Below are 17,375 nucleotides of genomic sequence, written 5' to 3' on the forward strand. Positions count from 1 at the left end.
GGTGCTCGCTCAGCCCACGGCCTCTTCGTCGGAGTCGTCGTATTCGTACTCGCCGACCTGTCCCCAGCTCCCGTCCTTCTTCTGGCGATAGGTGTACGAAATCGACTGGAGGCCCGTCTTGAAGCGCTGGTGCAGGAGGAAGAGCTTCTGCACGGCGACCTCGACCTCCTCGTCCGGGGTGACGCTCCCCTGTCCCTTCCCCGTGGGGGTGATCTGGATGCGGTAGCGCTCCACATCCTCCTCACCGGGGACCCGCTCGACCCGGAGGAGCGCACCCGTCCACTCATCGGGCAGGAGGGAGAGGACCGCCGCGCCCAGCTCGCGGTCGACGGGCAACTGTTCTTCTGAAAGCTCCGTGGCCATGCAGCACCCTTACCATTCAGGAAAGAGGACGACCTAGGTCTTGGGATTGGGAATGACTTGTGAGTGACCCGTGATGGGTTTACCCGAGCCATCGAGCAGCGAGTGAGCGACCTCGGTGGGCCGGCCCGATGAACCTGAGTACTTCGGCTCGCTGACGAACAGGGTGTTCGGCGTGGTCTTCGCGGTGGCGATGGATTTGTTCTCCAGCCGCTTCTTGACGCTGAGGTTCGACTTGGTGCCGTGCTCCGCGATGACGTTCTCGGGCACGTTCACCAGGTCCTGGTTCGCCACGCCGCGCTCCGGCCCCAGATGCCCCCGGTGGTCGATTCCGGATTGGTACCCATCCGGCTTGATGTGGCTGACACCCTCCTTCTTGTACTTCTTGGGTGGATCCAACGGGACCTCGCTGAGCACCGTCCGCCCCTTGCCGTCCAGGAAGTACGTCGACTTCCGGCCCTGGGGGTCGGTGTAGACAATCTTCTTCTGCGCCTGGAGCTTCTTCTTCTTGTGGATGCGGCTCTTGATGGGGAGGGTCAGCAGCGTCTCGACCCGCGTGACGCCCTTGGCGGACTTGCCCCCCTTGGCGCTGGCCTTCCCCTTCTTCGAGTGGACCAGCCCCAGGACATCGACCTGGTCGAGCGGATGGGGCGCATAGGCATACAGGTTGCTGCCGCCCCCCGTGCCCAGCGGGTCGCTCTGGAGATACCGCCCCAGGCGAGGCTCGTAGTAGCGGAAGCGGTTGTAGAAGAGCCCCGTCTCCGCGTCGTGATAGTGCCCCACCATCCGCAGCGGGCAGTCCACCGTGGACGCGGCGTCGACCTCCACGTGCCCATACGGCTCGATGCGCGTGGCGCGCCAGACCGGCTGACCTCGCGCGTCCTCGATGCGGGTCGGCGTGCCGTTGGGGCTCGTGAAGAGCGTGTAGACGCGCCCCGTCGAAGGGTGCGCCTCCACGTGCTCGTAGTCCACGAACAGCAGCGGCACCAGGGCGTCGTGGGCCCCATACACGTGGATGCGCAGCCTGCCGTCGGAAGCGTGCTCCGCCGCCAGTCGCTCGCCATCCCAGTAGAACCAGGTCTGCCGCGCCCCGCGTCCACACCGGATGCGCCGACCGATGGCGTCGTAGTCCGCCGTCCACGGCTCCGCGTGGCCATCCTCGACGCGGATGAGCATGTCCGCGCTGTCGTAGGTGTAGCGGACCCGGGAGCCGTCCTCGCGGTGTCGCTCCGCGATGTGATTGCGGTCGTCGTAGACGAAGCGCTCCCCGTTGGCCTCGACCAACCGGTTGCCCTCCTGGAGCACCACGCCTCGCAGCCCCGGCTTCGCCAGCAGGTTGCCCGCGGCGTCCAGGTGGTACAGGTGTCGCCCGCCGGGGCCGTCCTCCTCCACCAGCCGGTGCGCGGCATCCACCGTGTACAGCGTCTCGCCGTCCACGCTGTCGTGGACGCCGATGCAGTCGCCCTCCGGGGTGCGCTCGTAGCGGACCCCGTGGTGCTGGAGCTGCCCGTCGTCGGTCCAGCGCCACCGCAGTGTCGAAAGCGGCCAGCCCCGGTCGTCATGCTGGCGAAGCTCGCGGGTGCCCTGGGCGTGCTCCCGCAGCACCCACCCCGCCGAGTGCTTCCAGATGGCGTGCGCTCCGCCGGTCGGGTCGACCACCTGGACGAGCGACCCCTGCTCGTCCACCACGGTGGAGGTGAAGCCCAGCACCTCGGTGCGCCGCTCACGGCCCCACATGGTGTGCACGACGCCCAGGCCATCGCGCAGGTCGCTTCGCATGCGTCCTCGCGCGTCGCGCTCGAGCGCCACCGTGTGCGCGTCCGTGGAGGCGCGGATGACCTGGTCCTCCAGGTCGAAGGCCAGCAAGTGCGTTGCCCCCGAGGCGAGGGCGCACGTCACCAGGTGCCCCTCCTGTTCGTAGTCCAGCCTCAGCAGCCACCTGCCCTGCCCGTCCCGCTTCTCCACCAGGCGGTCGCCCACGTCCCAGACGTATTCGTCCCGCGCCACCCCGTGGCGCGTCACCCGGACGAGCCGGTCCTTCTCATCCCGCGCGTACTCGCTGACGGCGCCTCCCGCGTCCTCGACACGGACCACCTCCTCCGTGGAGGAGTGGGCGACGTGCAGGGTGTGTCCGAGCGCGTCCGTCTCGGACACGACGAGGTTCCACCGGCCTATCCCCCACCGGGTGATGGAGCCGTCCGCGTCCTGGTGCCACACCCGGTTGCCGCCGGTGTCGTATCTCCACGCCTGGACCCGGCCCGCTGCGTCCACCTCCTTGATGCAGCGGCCCAGTCGGTCGTACTCGCGAACCGGGGCGGTCGCCTCCTCCGCCGAGGGGTGGGCCCTCACCAGCGTGGCCAGGACGGTGGACAGCTCCGCGGGGACACGCTCGAGCAGCGTCGGGAGGTCCCGCGTCGCCACGGACGCAAGCTCCTCCATGCGGAGGCCCAGCAGGTGGCCCAGGGGCGTGACGGGATGACTGAAGAGGTCGGGGCCCGGAGGGTCGGCCTGCGTCTCCGCCGGAGGCAGGCGCTGCCCGAAGGGGTCCAGCAGCCCCGTGTGGGCGCCCTGTGCATCGTAGAGCCAGCAGGTGACCCGGCCCCCTGAGTCCACCTCACGCACGATGCCGCCGTCCGCATCCACCTCCCGCCGGAGCACCCCGCCGTAGGGGTCCACCCGCTCCAGCAACGTGTCGTTCGCGTCGTACTTGAAGACGGAGACTCCGCCCTGGCGCTCCGTGACGCGCGTCTCGCGACGCTCGGCGTCGTATTCGAAGCGGGCCCACCAGAGCCCGTCCTCTCCGGACGTCTCCACGCAGCGCCCCTGGTCGTCGTACTTCCACCAGAAGCGGTAGCCGCCGGGCGTGGTCATCTCCGTCCAGCGGTGCGCTTCGTCATGGACCAGCGCATGACGGCCGCCCTCCGCGTCACACGACGTCACCAGCCGTCCCCGCTTGTCGTATCCGTACGAGGCCAGGCACTCAGGGGGACCGCCATCGCGCAGCCGCAGGAGCGACGTCATCCGGCCCCGTGCGTCGTAGGCGCAGGCGTAGCGCTGACGTCCGTGCCGCGTCCGCTCGATGAGCAGGACGAGCCGCGCGCCCCGATAGCGCAGCTCCAGCTCCACGTCCGGACCGCGGACGAAGCGCAGGCGCGCCAGCGGCTCTGCGCCCGCCAGCTCCAGCTCGAAGCGCGGCGCATCCGCCTCGCACACCTCGAAGCGCCGGGCGTCCAACCTCCGGAGCACCACGCCCTGCTGGAGCGTCTCCACCTCCCCGGGCCCCATCGGCGTGAAGTCGATGACGCGTCCCTGGCCGTTCTCGTAGCGCCAGGCCTGTCGCATCAAGCGCAGGGTGTGCTGGTACTCGTGTCGGAAGCCCCACCCCAGCGGACCCTGCTCGGTCGCGCGCGCCGTGGTGTAGTGCCGCCGCCAGCGAAAGAGGCCGGGCGGCGGAGACACCGCGTCCGTGAACTCGTCGAAGTTGGCCCCGGTGATGATGTCCACCGGATGTCCACCCGTGCAGTGGACCCCGTTCTGCGCCTTGCGCGTCTTGCGCAGCGCCTTCACCTTGCGCAGCAACGCCCCCAGCAGCGCGAAGCCCGCGCGCATGGCCAGGGCCATCAAGGAGACGGTCGGCGCGCCGCCCACCAGGACCGGCAGCGGGATGGACAGCACCGCCGTCGTGGGGAGCACCAGCGACTTCGTGGACTTCTTCTTCTTGAGCCGGGGGATGGGCGGGATGCCGATGTCCTGACAGCTCAGGACCGGGAGGCCCAGGTAGCTGAAGGCGTCTCCATCCACGGACACCGTGCTGCTGCCCATGAAGAGCTCCGACTCGTTGGCCGGAGGCTTCACGAACACGCCGCCCAGGGGGATGTGCGGTGGCAGCGCGATGCCGGACGAGCCCGCCTGCGCGCGCGGCAGTCCGCCCACCAGCACCGTGGCCCCCAGGACGGGCACGTAGTCGACGGGGTCGAACACCAGCCCCAGGTGCGGATGAGGGATGGGGACCGGGGGCACGGGGCCCGGCGGCTGGATGAGGTGGATGTCGATGCCCAGCAGCAGGTCGAAGTGCTTCGCGGCCGGCATCATGACGATGGCCTCCGTGAGTCCGGGGGGCGCCACGCCGGGCCCAACAGCCGCGACATCTGCTCCTCGACGACGCTTCGATGCGCCCGGTACTTCCACGTCCGCGTCAGGCGCATCAGCCCGTCGCCCAGGTAGCCCAACGTGGACGTGCGGCGCGTCTCCTCGTCCATCCGGTGCGCCACGGGGAAGGCGCGCACCCCGCAGGCCCAGGAGGCGTCATGGTCCCGGGCCAGCTCGTAGCCGTAGGCCGCCATACGCCAGCACTCCAGCAGCATGCGGTCATCCTTCAGTTGCTCGGCCAGCGGCGCCGTGTCGCGATACAGGTCTCCGCTTCGCGAATAGGTGCGAGCGCAGATGAGCGCGCCCCCCAGGGCCATGCGCACCTTGAGTTGCAAGGGGAGGCCCTGCGCCTCACCTCGCTGATGCGCGGCCAGGGCCTCGGCCTCCGCGGAGCGGTAGCAGGCGACGGCCGCCGGGAAGTCCTCCTTCGTCATGCACCCCGTGGCCAGCGCCACGTGGGTCGCGACGACGAGATGGCTCCACTCCTGGGCCTTCGCCACCGCCACCGCTTCGGTCGCCAGGCTTCGCGCCGCCCCCAGGTCCCGCGCCTCCAGGGCGCGGCCCAGCTTCACGTACAGATGCCGGAAGTGGCCTTGTGGCGTGTCCAGGTGCCCGGCCGCCGAGGACACCTCCTCCATCGCCGCGCCCATGTCGAGTCCCGCCACGCAGGTGCGGACCCGGCGGGCCTGGGCCCGCGCCACCTCCGCCAACGTGGGCGAGGCTGGGTCATCGAAGCACACCAGCCGCACCTGGGCCGCGTGCGCCTGGAGCACCGTTCGCTCGACCCACGCCGTCCAGTCCGCGCTCGAGGAGACCTCCTCCGAGAGGAGCACGAGCACGAGGTGGCGGAACAAGGGCTGGTGATGCTCGTGAAAGGACTGCGCCGCCTGCAGGAAGACGCGCGAGTCGTCCTGGCCCGGCTCGCGACGAGGTGGCACCCAGGACGCATCCACACCCGCCTGCGCCAGGTCGTGCCGGATGGCGTGGTACTGCGAGGCCATCGCCTCCACGAGCTCCAGGCCATGGTGGGATGGCGCGGCGAAGGGCACCTCCAACCGCAGGAACAGGTCCGGCGACACGCCGCCGTCGTGCTCTTCGACGACGAAGAAGGTGTCCATGAGCTTGCGCTCGTCCGGCGCGAGGACCCAACGAAGCAGGCGCGCGTCCTCGTCCTCCGCGAAGGCCGCCCACTGCGCCTGGAGTCGTTCGACGCGGCGGACGATGGGCGCACGGAGGCTGTCCAGGCTCGTGTTCAGTCCCATGGCCCACCCCGCGCATGGCCCCTGGACACGCAGCAGGGAACCGGAGCGCGCAGACCTTGGCGGACCTCATCGCCTCATGACAAAGCCAGGTGGGCTCGGAGGGTTTGAAAGCCCTCACATCCGCGACGGATTGTCAGACGCCCGACGCCCCATGTCCGGTCCACGGCCGACAAGGCCCGGGAGGTCCGACGAGCCCTCGACCCCGCACGGGTGCTCGATGCGCTCCCGCACGTCGATGGAGGGCGGTGGCCTGGAGTGCTTCACAGTCTCGGACGACGCCTGGGAGGCGTCCGTTTCCGCGGCGCTCGTTCCCGGCCCTTCGGCGCGGCGCTCCCGCGGCGGGAGGACACGGCGGCCGACAGCAGTCGGCGGAAGCGGGGACACTCCAGGTGGCTCGGCGCGGGACAGCTCGCGGCGTGCCTCAAGCCGTCGCGCATGGCGCTCAGTCGCCGGATGGAGCTGTCGAGCTCCTCCGCCTTCTCCACCAGCAGCTTCCGGTCGATGGCCAGGCGCCCATCCGGCGCGAACATCCGGGCAATCTCCTCCAGCGAGAACCCTGCCTCCCGTCCCAGCGCGATGAGCGCGAGCCGCTCCAGCACCTCCGGACCGAACAGGCGGCGCAGGCCCCGTCTGCCCGTCGAGGCGAGCAGCCCCTTCTCCTCGTAGAAGCGCAGCGTCGAGGCGGGTACGCCCGAGCGACGCGCCACCTCGGTGATGTCCAGGTCTTTCATCCACTTGACCTCAAGTCGACTTGAACTGGCACTCTAGCGTCCACAGCACATCTCATCGGTAAAGGAGACACGCGATGACCGCCGGAACCTCATCCCCCCTGGAGCAGGAGGCCCTATGGAAGGGCCCCGCGGGACACGCCTGGGTGGACACCCGGGAGGTGCTCGAGCAGTTGTTCAAGCCCTTCGAGACCCTGCTCATCGAAGCCGTGCGGGCCGCGGGCGCCCACCGGGTGCTCGACGTGGGCTGCGGAACGGGGAGCACGACGCTCGCCGTCGCCCGGCATCTCGGCACGACGGGACAGTGTGTCGGACTCGACGTCTCCACGCCGATGCTCGCCGTGGCGCGGGAACAAGCCGAGGCACAGCACGTGGCCGCCCGCTTCATCGAAGCGAACGCGGAGACCCATGCCTTCGAGCCCGCGTCGTTCGACCTGGTGATGTCCCGGTTCGGCGTCATGTTCTTCGACGACCCGGTCCGGGCCTTCACGAACCTCCGACGCGCGGCCACCGGTGACGCCCGGCTGTGTTGCATCGCCTGGAGGAGCCCGGAGGAGAACCCGTTCATGACGACCGCGGAGAAGGCCGCGGCGCCCTACCTGACGAACATCCCTCCCCGCATCCCGGACGCACCGGGACAGTTCGCCTTCGCGGACCCGGACCGCGTCCAGCGCATCCTGGAGCAGAGCGGCTGGACGGACATCACCCTGCGCGCCATCGACGTTCCGTGCACCATGCCCGCGCGGAGCCTGGCTCAGTACGTCACCCGGCTCGGCCCCGTGGGTCGGGTGATTCAGGAGCTCGATGAACAGGCACGCGCCCGGCTCGTCGACACCCTCCTCACGGCCTTCAGCCCCTTCGTCCACGGCGACGAGGTGCGGCTCACGGCGGCCTGCTGGCGCATCGAGGCCCGCGCTCCGTCCGTCGCCACGTAGGACGGTGTCCCATTCACTGCTGCCACCACGGTGGCAACAGGGTGGCGGTACTCCGTGCGTCTCACCTCAACCGGGACGCACACGATGTTCACGCTTTCAATCAACTGGCTCGCGGTTCTCCTCTCGACGGTGGCGCTGCAGGTGCTCGGCGCCGCGTGGTACATGGGGGTCATCCCGAAGCCATATGCGCTGGCGCTCGCGCGCACCGACCTGGCGGGCCGCAAGCCGGAGCCCCTCTTCATCGCGGGTCCCCTGCTCTGCGGACTCGTGGTGACGATGACGAGCGCGGTCCTGCTGCGCTCGTTCCACATCGACACGATGTCGAACGCGCTCGCGTTCGGCGTCATCAGCGGACTCGGTTATCTCGTCGCCACGGTGTTCAACGTGGCCATCAACCCGAACATGCCCAGGCCGCTGTTGTACGGGGTCATCAACGCGCCCTACTTCCTGGTCAGCAACCTCGTGAGCTGCGCTATCCTCACCGCGATGGCATAGCGCAGAGGACGCATGCGACGCGCGGACCGGCTGTTCGAGATTCTTCAGGTGTTGCGACGGGCCAAGGGTCCACTGACGGCCAGCGCCATCGCCGAGAAGCTCGAGACCAGTCAGCGCACCGTGTACCGGGACCTCGCGGCGTTGATGGCGCGCCGGGTGCCGATTCGGGGCGAAGCGGGGGTCGGCTACGTGCTGGAGCGCGGCTTCGACCTGCCGCCGTTGATGCTGACACCCAGCGAAATCGAGGCGGTGGTACTCGGAGCGCAGTGGGTGGCGGCCAACGCGGACAAGACGTTGTCGACGGCGGCGGAAGGCGTTCTGGCCAAGGTCGCCGCCATCGTCCCGGAGCACCTGCGCGAGCTGGTCGACGACCCGGTGGTGGGCACTCCACCGGCGAGGCACAAGCACCCGGACGGCACGGTCGACCTGGGTCGGCTGCGGGAGTGGTCACGGAAGCAGCTGAAGCTCCATCTCCACTACGCCGATGCGGAGGGCCTCACGAGCCAGCGCACGGTGTGGCCCATCCTCGTGGGCTACGTGACGGGCGTCCGCGTATTGATTGCATGGTGTGAACTGAGGCGCGACTTCCGCTACTTCAGGACCGAGCGCCTGCTCAGCGTGGACTTCCTCGACACACCCTACCCCGAGCGACGCGCGACCTTGCGCAGACGCTGGGAGGCCCAGCTGAAGCTCGCGAAGTAGAGCAATCCCCACGACTCCGAGAGCGCATCACGCCGGCTGCCCTGGCCCCGGAAAGAGAGCGCCGTCATCGCTCAATGAGCAGCGCCGCACCGCCTTGTTGATGGACGGGTGAGCCGGATGGAGGATGGACGCCGGAATCCTGAGTCCGTGCAAGGCCCTCCGGCTGCCTAAGTAGGTCGCCACAAGTTCCGAGACAAATGCAGGGACCTTGCCCGTTCCCGCTCCGCCTCGGATTCGCTCAGGAACATTTGGCGATCTACTTAGCGGCGGCGCCCTCCGGGCAGCCTTGAGCCGCCTCGTGCTCCGGCTCAGGCTGCAACCCTGAGCGATCCCCGCATTTGAGCGAGCGGATCGCCAGCCGCCTACCTGATAGCCCCGTGCGAGGCTGAGTGGTGGAGTGCAGGAAGAGAGGCCATGCTGGTACGCAAGGTGGCCATCAACGAAGAGCAGGTGCGGGCGTTCCTGGAGAGTTTGTTCGAGGAGGACCTGCACGCCAAGAGGGTGCTGTCGCTGTCGCATGCGACGCTGGGCGTGGTGCACGCCGCGTCGTTGTCGGTGCACGCCATAGGTCAGGCGCTGGCGTGGGCCCGAGGCGGAATGGAGAAGCACGGCATCAAGCAGGTGGACCGGCTGCTGTCCAATGAGGGAGTCGAGGTGTGGAAGCTGGCGGGCGCGTGGGTGCCGTACGTGCTGGCCGAACGCCCCGAGGCGCTGGTGGCGCTGGACTGGACGGACTTCGAGGCCGACGACCACACCACGCTGGTGGCCAGCCTTGTCACCTCGCATGGACGCACCACGCCCCTGCTGTGGATGACGCTGCAGAAGAGCGCGCTGGCGGGCAACCGGGCCCAGGCGGAGGACGAGCTGCTGCTGCGGTTGAAGGAGTGCGTGCCCGACGGAGTGAAGGTGACGGTGCTGGCGGACCGGGGCTTCGCGGACCAGCGGCTGTACGCCCTGCTGGAGCAGGCGGGCTTCGAATACGTGGTGCGCTTTCGCAAGGACGTGCGGGTGCAGGTGGAAGGCGGGCACCAGCGGCCGGCGGCTGAGTGGATACCGGCCAGTGGGCACGCCAAGAAGCTGACGCAGGTGCACGTGACGGCGGACCGCACGTCGGTGCCCGCGGTGGTGCTGGTGCACCAGAAGGGCATGAAGGAGCCGTGGTGTCTGGCCACCAGCCTGGGCACGGCCAGCGCGCGCCAGGTGGTGGACCTCTACTCGCGGCGCTTCTCGTGCGAGGAGACGTTCCGGGACGTCAAGGATTTGAGATTCGGGATGGGGCTGTCCGCCGTGCGGGTGAAGAGCCCCGAGCGCCGAGACAGGCTGCTGCTGGTGAGCGCCCTGGCCCAGGTGCTGCTGACGCTGCTGGGCGCCGCCGGGGAGAGCCTCGGCATGGAAAAGGGCTTGAAGGCCAACACCGTCAAGACGCGCACCTACTCGCTCTTCCGTCAGGGCTGCATGTATTACCAGGCCATTCCCATGATGAAGGAGGAGCGCCTGCGGCCTCTCGTCGAGCGCCTCTCCGAGCTCCTTCACGGCCAGCGGGTTTTCCAAGAAGCGCTTGGCTTCATATGAGGGGATGGCTCAGAGGGGCGTCGACACAGAGAAAAGCAGCATGCTGTTGTAATGCGACTCGCAACCAATACACAAAACCCGGTTTCACAAACCTACGGTGGCCCCAACACCCCGAAGAAAATCTCCCAGATCGAACTCTCGCACTTGGCTACTGGAGACAAGCTCGTATGGACTGTCGCGCACGAACTAGGGCATTCAGTGAATATCCCGCATCATGGGGAAGGAGGAATTCAGGATGCGCACTGGGCGCTTCAACCCAATGGCTCATTCCTTGAATTCGTGAATCAAACGCCACCAGGAGTGCCCATTATCCTAAAACTGGAAGCGACGGGGCAGGTGATTTCGTCAACCATGTCCACCAGTGTCACCCTTTCCACGCAACTACATGGACTATTCAGCGGCGACGAAACATGCTTCATGCGCTACCCAGTCGCAAATGCTATTAAGTACGCGACGGAGCCAGGCGCACGCTACTTCATCAATCCTCCCGAGCCTTTCGGAGTGTCCCTATGCTTAGATGGAGTAGGGAAAACCTTCAACTCGAACCGGACCTATCCAAATGGCAGCCCTCAACCATCCCGCCATGGAAACGCTGCGGCTGGCCGCGGCAACTGCGTACATCGGACATGCGTCAATGACTTTTATCATCCTTAGAGGGTGCGCCATGATGAAGCGCTTAGTTTATCCTTTGGGGGTATTGATATGCCTCAAAGGGGGCTTGGCTGCCGCCCAACTCTCGGCACAAGCACATCCCGAACAGCCACGACTCTACGTGACACCCCGCCCAGCCACCCTGGTCCCAGGGTGGCCACTCGTAGTGGACGTGGAGATCGTCCATGCGGAGCGCGGTGATGCCGACGGCTCGAGGGACACCGTGCTCGCACCGGGCTGGCACCAACATCTCCACCTGGATGCATGGCTGCGACCGAGGGGGAACCTCCGAGGCAAGCCCCGCCCTCCGCTACTGAACTGGCCGTTCAATCCCACGACGAATTCTTCCGAGCGACTGGTCGTGAGCCGTCGAGCGACTCCAACCCGCAGACAGACAGTTCACTTCGTACTCGCTCCAGAAGAAACAGCAAGGCTGCAACCCGGGGTCTATCAACTCGAGGCTGAGCTGGCTCCGCAAAGCGTGGAGGGTGGAGGGGAAGGCTGGAGGGTAACGGTTCCCTATAGCGCCCAGCTCACCGTGCAAGCGGCACCGGCTGAGCTGACCGCCTCGCTGGCATGCGATGCCGTGCGAGCCCAAGCAGACTATCAGGTGGCGAGGGGAAACCCGCAGCGTGCAGCCATCGTTCTGGATGAGTTCCTGGGCAAGAATGCCGCGACCGCGAGCGCCATGTGCTGGGGTGCACGCGGCCAGCTCTCGGAACAGGCTGGGCAACTCCGGGATGCAGTGGAGTACTACCGGAAGTCCAACCGCGCTTATCAGCGGGACTTCCGGCACGCGGGCAATCCTGATGCCGTCAGGGAGCCCCCCTACCAACTCCATTGCATGAAGCTGCTAGGCACACTGGCGGGCGGAAACACCAGCAAGAGGGAAGTCACCTCTCCCGTCACCGAGAAGCTCCTCCCCGAGAAAACGCTAGGTCGCCCCCGACAGGACACCTGCGATTGACCTTGCGGTGTGGACACCAATGACCTCACCCACCACCTGAACATAGTGGTGGTGTGGGGACTCACGTCCGCATCTTCAGCCGCGTCTCGTGCACGGCATCGCCCACGGCGCCAGTCTTGCCCTGCTCGGCGGCGCGCAGCAGGCGGAGGATTCCGGGGCCGAGCACATCAATCTCCGTGGACGCATACGTCTCCGTGCCGAAGCGCCGGATGGTCTCCGTCTGCGTCTTCAGGATGCGCACGTCCTGGTTGAAGATGTGGAGCGCCACCGGCATGGCCACGGGCAGCACGGCGCGCAGGAGCCAGCGCGGCAGCGGCAGCCGGAACGTCACCACCGCGTACACCATCGTGTCCCACTCCGACACGGGCGTCATCGCCGAGGTCACGATGATGTGGCTCCCCTCGCCGATGCGGTACTCCACCTGCGCGATCGACGGCATCAGGAAGCGGTCGAAGTGCTGCACCACGCCACCGCCCGGAGCCAGGAGCCTCCCCACGACGCCGCTGGGACGCGGCTCGCCGATGTACTCCGCCTCCACCCGGTCCGCGCTGCGCCGCACCACCACGTCAATCTCGTTGCGCTTCTCCTCCGTGCGGAACAAGCCCCCGTGCAGGTACGCCGTGTGCGGCACGTCGAGCGTGTTCTCCAGCGTCGCGTGCAGCGAGCCCGGCGCGCGCAGGATGCGGCGCACCGTGGTGTAGTCCCCCGCCTCCAGCAGCGGGAAGCGGAACGGCTCCGTCGTGGGCACCGCGCCGGGCGTCGAGTACACCCAGATGAACCCATCCTGCTCCCGCGTCGCATACGACGTCGCGCAGCGCGAGCGGGCCTCCGGCTCGCCCATGAACCCCGGGATGGCGCGGCACTGCCCACCCGTGTCGAACTTCCAGCCGTGGTAGCCGCACTGGAGCTGTCCGCCCTTCACGCGCCCCAGCGACAGCGGGACGTTGCGGTGCGGGCAGCGGTCCACCAGCGCGCCAGGCGTGCCGCCCTCACCCCGGAAGAGCACCAGCGGCGTGCCCTGGAGCGTGCGCGCCAGCGGCTTGTCCTTCAGCTCACGCGAGGAACAGAGGATGAACCACGCATTCGGCAGGTTGACGACGGAGACGTGACCGGCGGGCGGGCTCATACGACGCAGTCTAATGGCCCGCACGGCCGGTGCACGTCTTCCCTCGCAGGCCCGCGCCGCCCGTCGGGGGGCGAGCAGTCACCCTCCCCCGGCGCTCCCCGGACCTACAGCTTCAGCCGCCGCAGCCTCAGCGCGTTGGCGATGACCGACACCGAGGACAGGCTCATCGCCGCGCTGGCGAAGATGGGGCTCAGGAGCAGGCCGAAGAAGGGGTACAGCACCCCCGCCGCCAGGGGGACGCCCAGGAGGTTGTAGATGAAGGCGAAGAAGAGGTTCTGCCGGATGTTGCGCAAGGCCCCCTGACTCAGCCGCCGCGCCCGGACGATACCCCTCAGGTCCCCCTTCACCAGGGTGACACCCGCGCTCTCCATCGCGATGTCCGTCCCCGTCCCCATCGCGATGCCCACATCCGCCTGCGCCAGCGCCGGCGCGTCGTTGACCCCATCCCCCGCCATCGCCACCACGCGGCCCTCCTGCTGCAGCCGCTTCACCACGTCCCCCTTCCCCTCCGGCAACACCCCCGCGATGACCTCGGAGATGCCCAGCCTGCGCGCCACCGCCTCCGCCGTGGTCCGGCTGTCCCCCGTCAGCATCACCACGCGCAGCCCCTCCTGGCGTAGCAGCGACAGCGCCTCCGGCGTCGACTCCTTCACCGGGTCCTCGACGCCCAGGAGCCCCGCCGCGCGGCCCGACACCGCCACCAGCACCACCGTCTGCCCCTCCTGACGCAGCGACTCGGCCCGCGCCGTCAGCGCCGTGGCCTCCACGCCGCGCGCCGACATCAGCGCGGCGTTGCCCAGCGCCACCTCCACGCCGTCCACCCGCCCCACCACGCCCTTGCCCGTCTCCGAGCGGAAGTCCTCCACCGCCGTCAGCACCGCCCCGCGCTCCTTCGCGCCGGAGACAATCGCCTCCGCCAACGGATGCTCGCTGCCCCGCTCCAGGCTCGCGGCCAGCCGCAGCAGCGTCGCCTCGTCGATGCCCTCCGAGGCCACCACCGACACCAGCCTCGGCTTGCCCTCGGTGAGCGTGCCCGTCTTGTCCACCACCAGCGTGTCCACCGCCTCCAGCCGCTCCAGCGCCGCCGCGTCGCGGATGAGGACACCCGCCTGCGCGCCCCGCCCCGTCCCCACCATGATGGACATGGGCGTGGCCAGGCCCAGCGCGCACGGGCACGCGATGATGAGCACCGCCACCGCGTTCACCAGCGCGTGCGCCAGCCGAGGCTCCGGCCCCCACACTCCCCACACCACCGCCGTCACCACCGCCACCGCGATGACCACCGGCACGAAGACCGCTGCCACCTTGTCCGCCAGCCGCTGGATGGGCGCGCGCGTGCGCTGCGCCTCGCTCACCCGCTGGACGATGCGCGACAGCAGCGTGTCCTTGCCCACGCGCTCGGCCTTCATCACCAGCGAGCCCGTCCCATTCACCGTGCCGCCCGTCACCTTCTCCCCGCGCGATTTCTCCACCGGCAAGGACTCGCCCGTCACCATCGACTCGTCCACGGCGCTCGCGCCCTCCAGCACCTCGCCGTCCACCGGCACCTTCTCACCGGGCCGCACCCGCAGGCGGTCACCGGGGTGCACGTGCGCGAGCGGCACATCCTCCTCGTGCCCGTCCTCGCGAATCCGCCGCGCCACCGGGGGCGCCAGGCTCAACAGCGAGCGCAGCGCCCCGGACGTCGCGTGCCGCGCCCGCAGCTCCAGCACCTGCCCCAGCGCCACCAGGGTGACGATGACGGCGGCGGCCTCGAAGTACAGCGGCGCGGTGCCTCCGTGTCCGGTGCGCAGCCCGTGGGGCAGCAGGTCCGGGAAGAGCGTGGCGAAGACGCTGAAGACGTACGCCGCGCCCGTGCCCAGGGCGATGAGCGTGAACATGTTGAGGTGCCGGTTCTTCACCGACGCCCAGCCGCGCTGGAAGAAGGGCCAGCCGCCCCACAGCACCACGGGCGTCGCCAGCAGCAGCTGCGCCCAGGCCAGCACCGACGCGGGCACCGCGTGCTGCACGGGCTGCCCCGGAATCATGTCCGACATCGCCAGCACCAGGAGCGGCACCGTGAGCCCCATGCCCACCCGGAAGCGCCGCCACATGGACGTCAGCTCCGGGTCCGGCGTGTCCTCGGGCAGCACCGTGCGCGGCTCCAGCGCCATGCCGCAAATGGGGCAGCTCCCCGGCCCCTCGCGCACCACCTCCGGGTGCATGGGGCACACGTACTCGACGCGCGTCTCGGGGACCGAGAGCGTCTCCGGCTCCAGCGCCATGCCGCACTTCGGGCAGGCCCCGGGATGGTCCTGACGCACCTCCGGGTCCATGGGGCACACGTACATCGTCCCCGGCGCGGCGGGAGGCGGCGGCTCGGGCGACTCCGGGGGCGGCGCGAGGTAGCGCGCCGGGTCCGCGGCGAAGCGCTCACGGCACTTCGGGTTGCAGAAGTGGAAGGTCCGCCCCTCGTGCTCCAGGCTGCCGCCCTTGGGGGCGCTCGGGTCCACCTTCATCCCGCAGACCGGGTCGATGGCGTGCGCCCCCTCGCTCGGAGGAGGGGGAGCCGAGGGGTGCGGGTGGGAGTGGGAGCCCGGGTGGGAGTGGCGATGCATGGTGCGTCTCCTTTCCCCCGGGTCAACGAGACACCCGGCGGACTCTTACAGTCGATTTTCCGTAAGGGTGCGCACCCGCACCGGCGGCGTGCCCGCCTACTTGGGTGGCGCGTTGTAGCCCGCGTCGCCGTAGGGCTTCAGGCGGTCGAGCCACAGGTTCTCCAGCACGCGCAGCTCCTCGTTGAGGTCCACGCCGGGCTCCTTGGGCGGCTCGAGCACGTCGAGCACCTCGAAGGTGAACTGCTCCGCGCCGTGGCGCTTCCAGTCCTCGAGCAGCGCGGGGATGCGGGGCATGTTCATGGTCAGCTCGAAGCGGATGCGGTTGAGCATGCCCGGGACGTTGAGCGCCGAGCCCACCAGCACCTTGCCGTTGGCGTGGTTGCGCACGGCGAACACGCCCATCTCGGGAGGGTTCTCCTTGTACTCGCGCTTGAGGTCCGAGCGACGGGCCCGGCTTGCGTTGGCATCAGGGGACGACATGGGCGACTTCCTCGTGGGGTGGGTGGGGATTTCGCGGCAGCGTTGGAGCAGGCGCTGCTCGAGCCGCGCGTGGGCCTGGGCATCGCGAGGCGCGAGCCAATCTGGACCAGCCTTCGCCCAGTCAGGGTCCGCGGGGTCCAGACCGAGCAGGCCCAGCAGGCCGGGCTCGCAGATGAAGAACTGCTCACGGAACGGGAAGAGGTAGCCCCCGAACTCGCGCAGCGACGCGGCGGCCTCCTCGTAGGAGGTGAACCAGCGATTGAGGTACGTGCCGCCGGTGCGGGAGAGCAGCCGCTCGAAGTCGACCCGGGGCGCATCGCGCGCCTCCAGCGCCTGCTTCAAGTCGCTCCAGGTGGCGTGCCCCTGCTCCCTCGCGATGACGGCGAGCGCGTGCTTGCGCTGGATGGAGTCACGGCGCGCGAGCACCTCGCCCAGCGACAGGCTGGCGAAGCCGGGCAGCACGCGCAGCCGCTCCGCCGCGCGCGAGGCCTTCGCGGAGTCGCCCGCGGCGAGCGCCTTGAGCAGGAGCGACGCGCGGACCTTGCACTCTTGGAGGGAGGGGGGCTCGGAGGTGTCTGCAACGGTTCCCATGAGAAGTCCCTGAACGGCGGCCCCACCCGTGTCATGGGCCGTGGAAGGAACTCATCGGAAACTGTCGGACCTGCCGGATGAAGCGAGGGTGACGTCGTCTTTTCGGGCAGGCGCCCCTCGGCACCTGCGGAAGAGTTAACGGCGCGCCCGGGACTTCGGCAAGGGCTTTCTCGCCGGACCCGAGCGCCCCGCTCGCCGCCTGCTCAGGAGCGCGCCTTGCACGAGCAGTCCAGGCAGCCGTGGGACGCACAGGTGCCGCAGCTGCGCTCCAGCTGCTTCTTGAGGGCCTGCCGCGCGCGGTGCAGGCGCACGCCCGCGTTGTTGGGGGTGATGCCCGCCTCCCACGCCACGTCCAGCACGGAGCGCTCCTCCAGGTCCACCTCGCGGACCATCTGGGCGTACTCGGGCTTGAGGGTGGGCAACAGCTCGCCCACGCACGCGCAGACGGCCTGCCTGAGCTCGGGGTCCTCGGAGGGCTCCTCGGCTCCGAGCGCCTCGCGCGCCAGCGCACGGCCCTCCACCTGCTGACGGCGGTAGTGGTCCACCAGCGCGTTGCGCAGCAGCCGGTAGAACCACGTCACCGCGCCCTCCTCGTCGTCGAGGACACTCTGGCTCTCCAGCGACTTCACGAAGGCGGACTGGAGGATCTCCTCCGCCGTCGCGCGGTTGCCCACGCGCCGCTCCACGAAGGCGAGGAACTGGCGATGGTTCTCCACCAGCGCCCGCGTCACCGCGTCGCCCTCCTCGCGCATCGCCTCGG

The 17,375-nt window shown here is 69.0% G+C and carries 12 protein-coding genes; 4 read left to right on the top strand and 8 right to left on the bottom strand.

What is annotated here, in order from left to right; all coding sequences use genetic code 11:
• Positions 1-9: 9 nt before the first annotated feature.
• The 4 genes from K8625_RS19135 to K8625_RS19150 form a co-directional block, all read right to left on the bottom strand.
• Entirely contained in the window at positions 10-363 is a 354-nt protein-coding gene (locus tag K8625_RS19135; RefSeq protein ID WP_223746078.1) for a hypothetical protein, read from the bottom strand.
• 33 nt (positions 364-396) lie between these two features.
• Positions 397-4,452, bottom strand: a complete 4,056-nt coding sequence (locus tag K8625_RS44185; protein ID WP_223783500.1) for an RHS repeat-associated core domain-containing protein — start codon at positions 4,450-4,452, stop codon at positions 397-399.
• A complete protein-coding gene (locus K8625_RS19145) occupies positions 4,449-5,771 on the bottom strand; it encodes a hypothetical protein (protein ID WP_223783501.1) in 1,323 nt (440 codons plus the stop codon). The genes K8625_RS44185 and K8625_RS19145 overlap by 4 nt, the downstream gene beginning before the upstream one ends.
• Positions 5,772-6,031: 260 nt before the next feature.
• Positions 6,032-6,502, bottom strand: a complete 471-nt coding sequence (locus K8625_RS19150) for a helix-turn-helix domain-containing protein (protein WP_223783502.1) — start codon at positions 6,500-6,502, stop codon at positions 6,032-6,034.
• A gap of 74 nt (positions 6,503-6,576) precedes the next feature.
• Between K8625_RS19150 and K8625_RS19155 the strand changes: the two genes are divergently transcribed.
• The 4 genes from K8625_RS19155 (at position 6,577) to K8625_RS19170 (ending at position 10,203) form a co-directional block, all read left to right on the top strand.
• A complete protein-coding gene (locus tag K8625_RS19155) occupies positions 6,577-7,434 on the top strand; it encodes a class I SAM-dependent methyltransferase (RefSeq protein ID WP_223783503.1) in 858 nt (285 codons plus the stop codon).
• Positions 7,435-7,518: 84 nt separating this feature from the next.
• On the top strand, positions 7,519-7,929 hold the full coding sequence (locus K8625_RS19160) for a DUF1761 domain-containing protein (protein ID WP_223783504.1): 411 nt from the start codon (positions 7,519-7,521) through the stop codon (positions 7,927-7,929).
• 12 nt (positions 7,930-7,941) lie between these two features.
• Positions 7,942-8,631 (top strand): YafY family protein, encoded by a 690-nt coding sequence (locus K8625_RS19165; protein ID WP_223783505.1) that lies wholly within the window; start codon positions 7,942-7,944, stop codon positions 8,629-8,631.
• Positions 8,632-9,045: 414 nt separating this feature from the next.
• Positions 9,046-10,203, top strand: coding sequence for an IS4 family transposase (locus tag K8625_RS19170; protein WP_223783506.1), 1,158 nt, complete (start codon positions 9,046-9,048; stop codon positions 10,201-10,203).
• A 1,679-nt stretch (positions 10,204-11,882) separates the two neighbouring features.
• Here the strand turns inward: K8625_RS19170 and K8625_RS19175 are convergent.
• The 4 genes from K8625_RS19175 to K8625_RS19190 all read right to left on the bottom strand — a co-directional run bounded on the left by K8625_RS19175 (position 11,883) and on the right by K8625_RS19190 (position 17,367).
• Positions 11,883-12,947 carry an aromatic ring-hydroxylating dioxygenase subunit alpha gene (locus K8625_RS19175; protein ID WP_223783507.1) on the bottom strand — a complete coding sequence of 355 codons (1,065 nt, stop codon included), beginning with the start codon at positions 12,945-12,947 and terminating at the stop codon, positions 11,883-11,885.
• 104 nt (positions 12,948-13,051) lie between these two features.
• Positions 13,052-15,544 carry a heavy metal translocating P-type ATPase gene (locus K8625_RS19180; protein WP_223783508.1) on the bottom strand — a complete coding sequence of 831 codons (2,493 nt, stop codon included), beginning with the start codon at positions 15,542-15,544 and terminating at the stop codon, positions 13,052-13,054.
• 96 nt (positions 15,545-15,640) lie between these two features.
• Entirely contained in the window at positions 15,641-16,615 is a 975-nt protein-coding gene (locus K8625_RS19185; protein ID WP_223783509.1) for a GIY-YIG nuclease family protein, read from the bottom strand.
• Between the two features lie 203 nt (positions 16,616-16,818).
• Positions 16,819-17,367, bottom strand: a complete 549-nt coding sequence (locus K8625_RS19190; RefSeq protein WP_223783617.1) for an RNA polymerase sigma factor — start codon at positions 17,365-17,367, stop codon at positions 16,819-16,821.
• Positions 17,368-17,375: the final 8 nt, after the last annotated feature.

The sequence above is a fragment of the Myxococcus sp. AS-1-15 genome (assembly GCF_020037055.1).
GTDB classification, from domain to species: domain Bacteria; phylum Myxococcota; class Myxococcia; order Myxococcales; family Myxococcaceae; genus Myxococcus; species Myxococcus fulvus.